Annotated in this window: 13 protein-coding genes; 1 reads left to right on the top strand and 12 read right to left on the bottom strand. The window is 52.0% G+C overall.

Annotated features, from left to right (window positions below):
* Positions 1-235: 235 nt before the first annotated feature.
* Positions 236-1,693: an aminotransferase class I/II-fold pyridoxal phosphate-dependent enzyme gene (locus tag JOE21_RS04150; RefSeq protein ID WP_309862747.1), complete on the top strand. Its 1,458-nt coding sequence runs from the start codon at positions 236-238 to the stop codon at positions 1,691-1,693.
* A gap of 159 nt (positions 1,694-1,852) precedes the next feature.
* Here JOE21_RS04150 and JOE21_RS04155 read toward each other — a convergent pair whose 3' ends face one another.
* From JOE21_RS04155 to treC, 12 genes are all read right to left on the bottom strand, one after another.
* Positions 1,853-2,596, bottom strand: coding sequence for a hypothetical protein (locus JOE21_RS04155; protein WP_309862749.1), 744 nt, complete (start codon positions 2,594-2,596; stop codon positions 1,853-1,855).
* A 142-nt stretch (positions 2,597-2,738) separates the two neighbouring features.
* Positions 2,739-2,999, bottom strand: coding sequence for a hypothetical protein (locus JOE21_RS04160; protein ID WP_309862752.1), 261 nt, complete (start codon positions 2,997-2,999; stop codon positions 2,739-2,741).
* A 432-nt stretch (positions 3,000-3,431) separates the two neighbouring features.
* Complete coding sequence (locus tag JOE21_RS04165; RefSeq protein WP_309862754.1) at positions 3,432-4,001, bottom strand: manganese catalase family protein; 570 nt, start codon at positions 3,999-4,001, stop codon at positions 3,432-3,434.
* 20 nt (positions 4,002-4,021) lie between these two features.
* Complete coding sequence (locus JOE21_RS04170; RefSeq protein ID WP_309862757.1) at positions 4,022-4,303, bottom strand: spore coat protein CotJB; 282 nt, start codon at positions 4,301-4,303, stop codon at positions 4,022-4,024.
* Positions 4,227-4,535, bottom strand: a complete 309-nt coding sequence (locus JOE21_RS04175; protein ID WP_309862759.1) for a spore coat associated protein CotJA — start codon at positions 4,533-4,535, stop codon at positions 4,227-4,229. The genes JOE21_RS04170 and JOE21_RS04175 overlap by 77 nt, the downstream gene beginning before the upstream one ends.
* A 74-nt stretch (positions 4,536-4,609) precedes the next feature.
* Entirely contained in the window at positions 4,610-5,380 is a 771-nt protein-coding gene (locus JOE21_RS04180; protein ID WP_309862762.1) for an HAD-IIA family hydrolase, read from the bottom strand.
* 16 nt (positions 5,381-5,396) lie between these two features.
* On the bottom strand, positions 5,397-7,106 hold the full coding sequence (locus tag JOE21_RS04185; protein ID WP_309862764.1) for an ABC transporter permease: 1,710 nt from the start codon (positions 7,104-7,106) through the stop codon (positions 5,397-5,399).
* Entirely contained in the window at positions 7,103-8,233 is a 1,131-nt protein-coding gene (locus JOE21_RS04190; protein WP_309862767.1) for an ABC transporter ATP-binding protein, read from the bottom strand. The genes JOE21_RS04185 and JOE21_RS04190 overlap by 4 nt, the downstream gene beginning before the upstream one ends.
* A 10-nt stretch (positions 8,234-8,243) precedes the next feature.
* The gene (locus tag JOE21_RS04195) at positions 8,244-9,260 is read right to left on the bottom strand and encodes an extracellular solute-binding protein (RefSeq protein WP_510183841.1); all 1,017 of its coding nucleotides are present in this window, start codon (positions 9,258-9,260) and stop codon (positions 8,244-8,246) included.
* A gap of 162 nt (positions 9,261-9,422) precedes the next feature.
* Entirely contained in the window at positions 9,423-9,548 is a 126-nt protein-coding gene (locus JOE21_RS04200; protein WP_309862773.1) for a GapA-binding peptide SR1P, read from the bottom strand.
* A 220-nt stretch (positions 9,549-9,768) separates the two neighbouring features.
* A complete protein-coding gene (gene treR / locus JOE21_RS04205) occupies positions 9,769-10,482 on the bottom strand; it encodes a trehalose operon repressor (protein WP_309862776.1) in 714 nt (237 codons plus the stop codon).
* 13 nt (positions 10,483-10,495) lie between these two features.
* On the bottom strand, positions 10,496-12,181 hold the full coding sequence (treC, locus tag JOE21_RS04210) for an alpha,alpha-phosphotrehalase (RefSeq protein ID WP_309862779.1): 1,686 nt from the start codon (positions 12,179-12,181) through the stop codon (positions 10,496-10,498).
* Positions 12,182-12,187 lie beyond the last annotated feature (6 nt).

The following is a 12,187-nucleotide window of genomic DNA, read 5'->3' on the forward strand; positions in this document are numbered from 1 at the left end:
AAGGGGATTTTGGTGTTTCAAAATATTGTATTATAACAAACCTATATTGTCCATTATTGTCCTATTACAAATGATTCCAAAAAAGAAGCAAAACCGGCCCAAATAAACAGAACGATCCTGTTTAAAAAGCAGCCGCTCCTGATCGGATCGTTCCCTATAATCCGCCCCTTTCCCGGTACCTTTGACTCTGTTATACTGGTCAGGATGGATTTTTGACGAGAAAGGTAGACCACCGGTGACCCACAACCAGTTTGAAACTCCTTTATTTACCCGCTTAAAGCGACATGCGGAAAAAAATCCGACTCCGTTCCACATCCCCGGCCACAAAAAAGGGCAGGGGATGGATCCCGAATTTCGTGATTTCATTGGAACGCGCCCCCTCTCCATCGATCTGATCAACATCGAACCGCTGGATGATCTGCACCATCCACACGGAGTGATCCGGGAAGCACAGGAACTGGCGGCCCAAGCTTTCGGGGCCGACCACACGTTTTTCTCCGTCCAAGGGACCAGCGGCGCCATCATGACCATGGTCATGTCTGTCTGCCGCCCCGGTGACAAAATCATCGTTCCCCGCAATGTCCATAAATCGGTCCTGTCCGCCATTATCCTGGCAGGAGGCCATCCCGTCTTCGTCCACCCAGAAATGGATGAAGCGCTCGGCATCGCCCACGGAGTGACCCGGTCACAGGTGGAACGGGCCCTCTCTCTCCACCCGGACGCCAAAGCGGTTTTGCTGATCAATCCCACCTATTATGGAGTAGCTGCTCACCTGAAAGAAATCGTGGACACCGTCCATGCCCATGGCATTCCAGTCCTGGTCGACGAAGCCCACGGAGTGCATACCCACTTTCACGAGAAGCTCCCCTCATCTGCCATGCAAGCCGGAGCAGACATGGCAGCCACCAGTATGCATAAGCTGGGGGGGTCGCTCACCCAAAGTTCGGTTCTCAATCTGAGGGAGGGGCGTGTCAATCCCCGCCGGGTGCAGTCCATCATCAGCATGTTAACGACCACTTCCACCTCCTATCTGTTGCTGGCTTCGTTGGACACGGCCAGGCGATATCTGGCCACCCAGGGACAGGAACTGGCAGAACGCTCGCTTCAGCTGGCTGGAATCGCCCGCAAGCGAATCAATGAAATCCCCGGTTTCCACTGTGTGGGACGGGAGATCTTAGGCGGGGAAGCGACTTATGATATGGATGAAACCAAGCTGATCATCCATCTGCACGGGTTGGGGATCACCGGTTATGATGCGGAAAAATGGTTGCGGCTCCACCACAACATCGAAGTGGAACTGAGCGACCTGTATAATATCCTCTGCCTGATCACCCCTGGCGATGATGAATCAAGCATCGACGCCTTGGTGCAGGGTTTGACGCACCTGTCGGCACAATTTTACGACCCTTCGCGAAAAAACGGCGGTCCGGTCCGCATTCCGGAGATCCCGCAGCTGGTGCTGTCCCCCCGGGATGCCTTTTATGCAGACACGGTGGCCGTTCCTTTCCACCAATCCGAAGGACGGATCATCGCCGAATTTATCATGATCTATCCACCGGGAATTCCGGTTCTTCTGCCCGGGGAACGCGTTACCTGGGACAACATCGATTACATCCGGGAACACAAGGAAGCCGGTCTTCCGGTACAGGGTCCGGAGGATCCGGAGATTCAGATGGTGCGGGTTGTAAAATAAAAAGAGACTGCACGCGTGCAGTCTCTTTTTACGGTTCTGTAAAGACGAAAAGGCCGATTCGAGTAAAGAAACCGATACACCCGGCAACCCCAGAGTGAACCCGAATAGCCAAAAAAGCACCTGGCCATTATGCCAGGTGCTTTTTTGTTACAACATTACTTATACGGCACAGGCACCACTACAGAAAGCACCGTAACCGGCGAGACATCCTAAGCAAGCGGCGCAACCGTAGGGGTTAGCCATCAAGCAACCCGCGCAAACACCATAACAGATGTTCTTAATCCATCCGGGGATATATCGGTTCCATGCATCTTTTAAGCACTCACTGACACATTTTGTCCAGCTAGTAGCCCTGATTTCATCATCGGAATAATCATATTGGACTGCTTTCATTTGTTGGGTATTGTCGTTGAATTCCAAACCGACAATGGGTTTGCCCAACACGTCTTTATAGGTAACCTCATACCGTTTGGTATCTTCATAGTTAGTTTTATCCACCTCCAACAATGTGTAACCACTTACGTTTTTGGAAACAGGATTAAAGTTTAACATTAGGTGTGTAGTTTTTTCTTTGTTGTTCTTGTTCGCTTTGAACGGAACAAGAAGCATGCTTGCGTTATTTTCATATTCGAAGTATTCGGTATAACTCCATTTCAACTCATTGAAACTCAACGCAACTTTCCCCGTTTCTCTGTCCAGTCCCTTAAGTGATATTTTTACCTCATCCTTTACCTGCTTGATTGTTTCCTTGTCCAATTGATCGACCATCATATTTTGCGCTTCGACGGCGGGAGCTTGTGGACCGTTTCCCCCTTGCGCAGCCATGGACACAGAAGGGCTAATACTCATTGTCCAAACGAGCGCCAGGGCCATGAAAGCAAAGACGATACCTTTTGATTTCATTCTTAACACCCCTTACTATTATTGGGTTTTACATACATAGATGAAATTCACTAACAAAATAAAAAACCCTCCCTGAATTGGAGGATTTAAGGTAATTTACTTCGTTATTCCTATGGAAGTAGTGCCAAATACCTATTGATTTCTATGAAGGGTAAGTGAAGGCTAATCCAGCGACGACCAACAGGAAGAAAGCAGAAAACACAATGAGTAGCAAAGATGTTTTAGAAAATGGATATACGCGTTCGAGGTGTTTGGTCCCGTAGATCAACGCAACAGGGATCAACAGTAAAAGAGCGATACTTAAGGGGGAATATCCTTCTATCGCATAGATCAGAAAACCAAAGGCAATAAGCAGAATCGCTTTCAAAGAAAACAGTAAGTAAGTTTTGGCGCTGTTTATCATAAAAACATCCTCCTTTGTGTAAGGGTTCTTATTCCATTATATTCTAACCGGTAAGAAAGAAACCCTGTTATTTACTTGATTTTTGTACACGTTATGAGGTACGGCCACGATTCGCGATATTTGGGGCCGATCTGGAAAACTTCAAGACCAGGGTAAACGAATCCGAACAAAATACAGGAATATATCGCCCTGTGAAGGCGCACCACGATGCTCCAGGCGAGCCTTCGGATCACGAGGTGGCCCAGATAGACCTTAAGGATGTAAACTTAGACCGTGGACCAATGATTTTGTGCATTTTCATTACTCAAGCGTTAACCTCCATCGTATCTGTTAGCACGTGAGGTTCTCTGTCTGCCCTCAAATGTCCTGCTTTTTTCTTTGTCTTTCAAAGAAAAAAGCAGGCGATAACCCGCTTGACAAGGACCCATTCCTTCAAAATATTTTTTTCTGCTCCCGATCCTCTTTAATAATCTCCACCGCTTCACGAAACCGCTGGGAGTGGACGATCTCCCGCTCCCGTAGAAAGGTCAGACCATCGATCAGGTCCGGATCGTCAGTCATGTCGATCAGCCATTGGTAGGTGGCCCTCGCCTTTTCTTCCGCCGCGATATCTTCATACAGATCGGCGATGGGGTCTCCTTTGGCGGTGAAATAGGTGGCGGTGAAGGGAACTCCGGCCGCATTGTGGAAGGAGAGGGCTTTATCATGATTGGCATAATGGTCGCCGAGACCGGCTGCTTTCATCTGTTCCGGTGTCGCATCCTTGGTCAGTTTGTAAACCATGGTCGCGATCATTTCCAAGTGGGCCAGCTCTTCTGTTCCGATGTCGTTGACCAAACCGATCACTTTGTCGGGTAATGTATAACGCTGATTAAGATACCGCAGGGCAGCGGCCAACTCCCCGTCTGCTCCCCCGTATTGCTCGATCAAATACTTTGCCATCATCGGGTCACATTTGTTGACTCGCACCGGGTATTGCAGCTTCTTTTCATAAATCCACAAACGGCACTCCTCCCCTTCATTTAAACTTGCCAGGGCCAGGGGGGTTGGTGCCATGACCACGGATCCGTGGACGGACTACCCCCAAAATGGGTGAGCGGCCCAAAAGCGCATTCGAAGCGGTGCTTAAGAATCTGACTTTTCTGCGTATATTGGTTGTACTGCTCAATCGCCTGCCGATCCTGGGGATGGGTATCCAAATAGAGGTTGAGCTCTACCAGGACAAAATCAACCACTTGAATCTCGATCAGCATCGCGTCGTACTGTTTTTTCCGTTCGGGGCTCCATCCTTGGATGCCGTCCATCCGCCGCCCTCCCCTCTTCTTTGTATGGACTGGTATAAGGCGCATACAATTGGGGCCACAGCGTTCCCATTTTCAACGCTTCCATCGGGGAAAACTGCGGCAGATTGGGCGGCTGAAACCCGAGATACAGCTGGGGCGGCGTTTCATAGCTCCTCCACCTGAGCGGCGGACAGGGGTCATGGGGGCTGATATAAGGAACGTAGTACTTCCTCGTGGTGTAATACACCGCCATCCCTCCTTTAACCGCAAATCCCTCTATTTATATGAAAAAAAACCGGGCTTAGAACGCGGTGTCAGCACCGCTACTTACAAGTCCACCACTTGCGCCACACTATCCAGGATACAGTCGGGGCGATAAGGAGACTTCTCCGCCATGGCACGGGTGCTGATTCCGGTTAGGACGAGCGCGGAGCGCATACCAACATTCACAGCCATCCGGATGTCCGTTTCCAATCGATCCCCCACCATCCAGCAGTCCCGCGCTGGAAGATCAAGCGCCCTTAAAGCCGCTTGGGCCATGAAGGGGGAGGGTTTGCCCGCCACCAGATGGATCGGCTCTCCCGTCAGGGCTTCCATCGCCCCAATCAAGGCCGCGGTATCCGGCAGCTCCCCGCCGTCTACCGGACAAGTACGGTCCGGATTGGAAGCGATCAGTTCCGCTCCATGGCGCCACGCCTGGTAGGCGCGGTTTAATTTCTCATACGTCAAATCGCGATCCCAGGAGAGCAGGACATAACGAGCCCGCTCCGGACAATAGGTGAGTTTCACCCCATGCCTGCGCAACTCTTCCCGGATGGGACGCTCCCCAATCACCAGCACTTGTTCATCCGGCTGCAACCGTTCCTTTAACAGGCACGCCGTCACCAAAGAAGAGTGGATCACATCCCGTTCGCGGGCCGGAATGCCGATTCGGTTCAATTTCTCCACATACGTCCGGCGGGCGGCAATCGGCTTATTGGAAAGGAAGACCACCCGATCTCCCCGTTCCTGCAACGCGCGAACCGCTTCCACTGCTCCCGGGATCTTTCGCTCTCCCAGATAGATGGTGCCGTCTAAGTCAAAGATAAACCCCTTCACACTGTTCCCCCTTCTTTCAGTAGAGCTGCTCTTTGGTCAGGCGGCGGGCTACCAGTTGCAACACCACTACGATCGCAATGATCAGGATCGACATGGCTGAAGCCGTGTAAAATTCGCCGCGTAACAGGTTCTGGAATACTGCCAGACTCATGGGAGCCCATGAAGTGGGAGCCATCAGGATGGTGATACTGGTCTCTTTGATGACCGTGACAAACACCAGGATGGCTCCGGCGGAAATGCCGGGCAACAGCAACGGACCCACCACCGTCACCACCGCCAACAGCGGGGATGCCCCCAGGTTGACGGAAGCTTCCTCCATCTCCTTGCGAATCGCCATCATAGTTCCCATCGTCGATCGAATCATATAGGGCATACGACGAATGGTATATGCGATGATCAAAAGAAGAGCCGTCCCCGTCAGATGAAGAGGGGCGGTGTTAAATGTCTGGATCAAAGCGATTCCCAGTGCGATTCCCGGCACCACCAACGGCATTGAGGAGAGAAAGTCCAACTTGGCCGACCCCCGCCGAATGACGAAATAAGAAATAAAGGTGGCGATGATCACACTGAGAACCAATGCGCCCGATGCCAAAACTAAACTATTAACAATATTAGAGGTAGACGAATGGAAGATAGTAGCGTAATGACGCAGCGTGTATCCATTGGGCAACGCGTGATGGCCCCATGTGGTGGCAACGGAAGACAGGAATATGGACCCCACCGCCAACAATGGCACCGCCAAAACCACCGAGGTGTAAATCATCAATCCGGCCAGGGCCCCCTTATGCCGAACAGGACGAGTCACTACCGGCTTTCCGGAAATGGTGCCGTACTCCCGCCCCTTTATGACCCACCGTTGCAACCAGAAGAACAGGGCAGCCACCGCCACCATCACCACCGTCAGGATCGCAGAACCGGACCAGTTGAAAAAACCGGCGATCTCCCGGTATGCTTCCACCACAATCAGGTTGAGTTCTTTGGGAGCCATGATGATCGGAGTACCGAAGTCGGAAAAGCTGATGGTGAAGACCAGCAGCATCGCGGAAAGAATGCCCGGCACCGCCAGGGACAAGGTCACCATGACAAACGTGAGGCCGCTTTTCGCCCCCAAATTGCGGGAAGCTTCCTCCAAAGCGCCGTCTGCCGCCTTAAAAGCAGCCACCATCGGCCACAGGGCATAGGGGAAGAAGAAAAAGACTTGGACCAGGATGATCCCCAACATCGACTTGATCTCAAACAACACCCCGTCCCCGCCCAATGCCCGCCAGATGTGATTCACCCATCCCGTCTGACCGAACATCAACGTAAACGCATAAGCAGCGATAAAGGTAGGCATCACCAAAGGGACCGTCGACAAGGCGGCAAACCACTTTTTCCCCGGCATATCGGTCCGAGCAAATGCATAAGCCATTGGGATGCACATCAGGGTAACCCAACACGCCACACCGGTGGAAAGCTTCAAGCTGTTGACAAGGGCATGGAAATAACGGGATTCTTCCCATAAATCACGATAGCCCTCCAACGAGGCCCCGGACAGCTTTTCCACCGTCGATTGGAAAATAGCCGGATTCACCAAACTTCCAAACAGGTTGACCGGCTCACCCGTCAGACTGACCAAAAAGATCGACAGTAACGGAACAATCAGAAAGACAAGGAAAAAGAGGACAATGCTCCAACGGAGAAGATCCAGTCCCCCCCATCGCCTCCAAAATCGAAACCGGCTCATAAGACCACCACCCGATCCGGCTCCACCAGAAGCGTCACCGCCGTCCCCTCGGACAACAGCGGCTGGCCCCGTTTATAAGGGATATCCACCAACAATCGTTTTTCCCCTACCCGGATGTCATAACGAACGTTTGGCCCTAAGTACGTTCCCCGTTCCACCCTTCCCTTGAGCCGGTTGCCGCCGGGCTCTGCTTCTCCATCTCCCGGCAGAAGCGTCATGCTTTCCGGCCGGATGAGAACGTCTACGGCTTCACCTGGTGCGGGATGACTGGTAAACAAGTGAAGACCGTTTCCCAGGGTAAGCCAGGAACCATGTTCCTCCCGGGACAGCACCTCACCTGGAAACAGATTGGACGATCCCACAAAGTCGGCCACAAAAGGATTGGCTGGCCGACTGTAGAGAGCGGTGGGAATGTCCACTTGCATCAACCGTCCCTCGGACAGGACCGCAATCCGGTCGGCCATACTCATCGCTTCTTCCTGATCATGAGTGACAAACAGCGTCGTGATTTTAAGCTTACGCTGAATATCGCGGATCATCCGCCGCATGGATTGGCGTAGGCGTTTGTCCAGATTGGATAAAGGCTCATCCATCAACAAGAGCTTCGGTTCCATGATCACCGCCCGGGCAAGTGCCACCCGTTGCTGCTGCCCGCCGGACAACTGTCCGGGCAATCGATCAGCCAGATCGGTTAATTCTACCAAGGCCAGACTGTCCATCACCTTTTGCTCCACTTCCGGGGAGACATTTCCCAGACGGGGATGGAGCAAACGAGCCAAAACACGCCATTTCCGCACCCATCCCTGCCGATAAAATTGTCTAACTTGCAGACTGTATGCGACATTGTCAAACACCGTCATATGAGGGAACAGGGCATAGCTTTGAAAGACCATCCCGCAGTCGCGTCGGTGTGCAGGAATTCCGTTCATTTGTCTGCCGCCGATCCAAATGGTGCCTTCCGTCGGCTCCTCAAAGCCGGCCACACAGCGCATTGTCGTGGTCTTGCCACAGCCGGAAGGGCCCAAAAGGGCGAAAAATTCGCCTTCCTTCACCTCCAAATCCAAATCTTGAAGGATAGGATCCTTATCAAAGATCTTGGTGAGTTTGCGAACCGACAAATAGCCCATCCCTCATCCCTCACTCAAATTTGCTGCGCCATTCGTTGCGGATCCGGTCATAGTTGTCCACCGCCCAATCGATATCCAGGGGCAATGCATGCGGCATGACGCTTTCCAAAGAAAGCGGTGTTTTGGATTCCACATCCTCCCGGATCGGAATATGGTACCAATCCGCCAATACACGCTGACCTTCCTCAGACAACAGAAAATCGATAAACGCCTTCCCGCCCTCAGGGTTGGGGCCGTCCTTCACGAGTGAGACGGGGTTGACCAGGATCGGCGTTTTTTCCGGTACCACAAAATCGACGTTTTCCCCCCGGGCTTGCATTTCATATGCCATAAAATCAAAGGCCACCCCGATCTCCGCTTCTCCCTTGGCCACCGCCTGGGAGGGGGCCGAACCGGAATCAGGCATCGCGTTGGCCTGATCCATCAACTTTTCGAAAAACTCCCATCCCTCTTCTTCCCCCAGCTCCATCATCCGACTTAACACCGTCAAAGTGGCGGTGCCGGACGCGGCGGGGTTTGGCATCTGGAATTTTCCTTTCCAGCGGGGGTCCAAAAGGTCATCCCAGCTCCGGGGCAACTCGTCCTTCTTCACTTTTTCCGTGTTATAGATAAATCCTAGGACAAAGACTTCCGTTCCCACCCACTCCCAATTTTCATCCCGTATTTTGATTCCGTTTCTCTCCACGGGCCAATCCTTGATCTCTTCTGGGATGTAGGAAGTGATGATAGCCCGTTCTTTGGCCGTTTCGAACGGAAGAATCCCACCGCCTCCATACCACAGATCCCCCATCGGATTGTCCTTCTCCGCGATCAGGCGATTCACAATCACATTGGTTCCGCCATACTGCACATCCACGCGGGAGCCCGGATTGTTCTTCTCATATTCACGCCCTAATTCTTTCGTCATATCCGGCGTCTCCGGCGAGTAAAAGCTGATCGCTCCCGCAGCTCCTCCTTGAGAAGTCTCCCCCGAACATCCGACAACCGCCAGCACCGTCAGACAGAGGATCCATCCGACACTTTGCAGCCACCTCACCCTGTTCACCACGATCTCCCCCCGCATCTTTCACCTTTTAGACAAGCAAGCGCCCTTGCCTTACTTCTATTACATGTCCTCCCGGGGTCGATTATGATTGCAGTCACAGCAAAAACCCCATGGCTTACGCCATGGGGTGAATGATCGTATGTCTTAGGTTTCCTGATCTTCCATTTGGGTGGTGGAGCAGCCGGGGCACTGTCCATAGAGGGTTCCGGCCTTCTCATATTCGACGTAGCTGATCACTTCATCACAGGTTTGACAAATGATCGCTTCCATGCGGTCATCCCTCCAAAAACAGATTTCATGTGAAAACGCTTTAATATGATGTACCATTTATTATATTGAGTCATACTAATTGCGTCAATGGGTTTTACTCAATTTCCGCGATCCTCTTCATACAGGCAGATCCACTCCGTAATAAAAGAAGCCCCCAACGGATGTTGGGGGCTTCTGGCTGCTGACAACCCGGCCAAAGGCCTGATGGCTATTTTTAGTCTTAACCGTGTCTGCGGGCAAAATCGATGAAGCGGAACTTGTCCGGACGATGGCGGGATTCCGTGTATTGAAACAACGTAGCGTCCTCCAAATGGACGTAGTTTCGTACGACAACCACCATCGGATACCCTTCCAGATCAAGGAGCCGCCGATCCTCCGGCGTCGGTTCCTCTACCGTGATCACTTTTTTGGCAAAACTGATGGGAATGTCCAGAACTTCCTCCAGGTATTGATAGATGGAGTCTTCACAAATTTCCACAGTCAGTTCCGGAATCGTATCCTGTAGAAAATAATCCTTGTCCAAAATAATCGTCTCGCCGCCGATCGTCCGGGTACGGACCACTTTCCAAACCGGTTCCGCCGGGTTTACCCGCAGCTGGGAAGCCAATTCTTCGTCGGCCGCCATCGCTTCCAGCTCGATTACGCGGGTTCGGGACGGCTTTCCCATCTTCGCCGACAGTTCTTTAAAACTGACCAGACCCGACACGGGAAAGTCCCATTGTTGTATCGGCAGAACAAAGGAGCCTTTTCCTTTGATTTTTTGGATAAACCCGTTTTGAGACAATAAATGCAAGGCCTTACGCACCGTTTCCCTGGATGTTCCGTATTGCTGGGACAGCTCATGTTCGGACGGTAGTTTGACTTGGGGCCGAAGAGCGCCGGATTCAATTTTACCGGCATAATCGTGATAGATTTGGAGATATTTGTTGTCCAACGCTCTCCCCCTTTCATGAACGGATAAAACGATAGACAAGGGATTCAAACGGCCGCAGCTTAAAAAGATTGTTCAGCTGAGGTGAATCCGGATAATTGGTTAGAAGCAATTCCCCTTGCTGCCCCTGAAATGGAGCAGACTCCGCCCCTATCCAATCGACCGGATAATCGCGCAGATTATTTACGATCAACCAGGTTTCTTGGTCCGTGTTACGAGTGTAGGCAAACACATCCGGATGATCCGGGAATTCCGGGTGGAAATCGCCTCGAGTGACGATATCATGTGTTTTTCGCAGCCGAATCAATTCTTTGTAATGATACAGGATGGACTTCGGGTCGGCAAGGGACTTCTCGACATTGATTTCCCCGTAGTTAGAGGAGACACCGATCCAGGGAATACCGGCAGTGAACCCGGCATGTTCGGTTTCATCCCACTGCATGGGAGTACGGGAGTTGTCCCGGGACTTGGCTCCGATCACCTCCATCACTTCCGCTTCATCCATGCCTTTCTCCTTCAGAATGCGGTACATGTTCAATGTTTCCACATCCCGGTATTGGTCGATGGATTGAAAACGGGGGTTGGTCATGCCCACTTCTTCCCCTTGGTAGATATAGGGAGTCCCTTGCATCAAATGAATCAGGGTGGCCAGCATCTTGGCCGATTCCCGATGATACCGTCCGTCATCACCATAACGGGATACAACCCGGGGCTGGTCATGGTTACACCAGAACAACGCATTCCAGCCGCCGCCATCCCGCATCTTTCGTTGCCATGTGGACAGGATCCGCTTTAAAGCCGGGACATCCATCTCCCCCAACGCCCACTTCTCTCCATTGGGGTAATCCACTTTCAAGTGGTGAAAGTTAAACACCATATCCAATTCCCGATTGTCGGGGTTGGTGTACTGAATGCAGTGGGGAATCGTCGTGGAGGACATCTCCCCCACCGTCATAACCTCCTCATACCGAGAGAAGACCTCCTCATTCATCTCCCGCAGAAACTCGTGGACCCGAGGGCCGTCGGTGTAAAACCGGCGACCATCCCCCGGCGGCACCGAACCGTCGTCATCCGGAAAACGGGGGTCCTTGGAAATCAGATTGATCACATCCAGGCGAAATCCGTCCACCCCTTTGTCCAGCCACCAGCGCATCATCTCGTATACCTTGCGGCGGACCTGTTCGTTCTCCCAATTGAGATCCGCCTGTGTCACATCGAACAAATGCAGGTAGTACTGTCCGGTCTCTCCATCCCATTCCCAGGCAGATCCCCCGAATTTAGACAGCCAGTTGTTCGGTTCTCGTCCATCTTTAGGATCTTTCCAGATATAAAAGTCTCGGTACGGATTATCCTTGGATTTGCGCGCCTCCTGGAACCAGGGATGCTCCGTGGATGTGTGATTGACCACGATATCCATAATCACCTTCAACCCGCGGGCATGTGCTTCGTTGAGCAGTGCTTCAAAATCCGCCATGGTTCCGTACTCTTCCTGAATGGAGAAATAGTCCCGGATATCATAACCGTTGTCCCGTTGGGGGGACGAGTAGATCGGCGTCAGCCACAGCACATCCACACCCAGGTCCTTCAGATAGTCCAATTTGCGTATAATACCCCGAAGGTCGCCCACTCCGTTGCCCGTGGTGTCCAAAAAACTCTTGGGATAAATCTGGTAGACGACCGCTTTTCTCCACCATTCGTTCATGAAACG

The organism is Desmospora profundinema, assembly GCF_031454155.1.
GTDB classification, from domain to species: Bacteria; Bacillota; Bacilli; order Thermoactinomycetales; family DSM-45169; genus Desmospora; species Desmospora profundinema.

Bases quoted from the DNA above. Each gene is read 5' to 3' on its own strand.
- JOE21_RS04155 (WP_309862749.1), bottom strand. From the start codon at position 2,596: ATGAAATCAAAAGGTATCGTCTTTGCTTTCATGGCCCTGGCGCTCGTT.
- JOE21_RS04160 (WP_309862752.1), bottom strand. From the start codon at position 2,999: ATGATAAACAGCGCCAAAACTTACTTACTGTTTTCTTTGAAAGCGATT.
- JOE21_RS04170 (WP_309862757.1), bottom strand. From the start codon at position 4,303: ATGGACGGCATCCAAGGATGGAGCCCCGAACGGAAAAAACAGTACGAC.
- JOE21_RS04175 (WP_309862759.1), bottom strand. From the start codon at position 4,535: ATGGCGGTGTATTACACCACGAGGAAGTACTACGTTCCTTATATCAGC.
- JOE21_RS04185 (WP_309862764.1), bottom strand. From the start codon at position 7,106: ATGAGCCGGTTTCGATTTTGGAGGCGATGGGGGGGACTGGATCTTCTC.
- JOE21_RS04190 (WP_309862767.1), bottom strand. From the start codon at position 8,233: ATGGGCTATTTGTCGGTTCGCAAACTCACCAAGATCTTTGATAAGGAT.
- JOE21_RS04200 (WP_309862773.1), bottom strand. From the start codon at position 9,548: ATGGAAGCGATCATTTGTCAAACCTGTGATGAAGTGATCAGCTACGTC.
- treC (WP_309862779.1), bottom strand. From the start codon at position 12,181: ATGAACGAATGGTGGAGAAAAGCGGTCGTCTACCAGATTTATCCCAAG.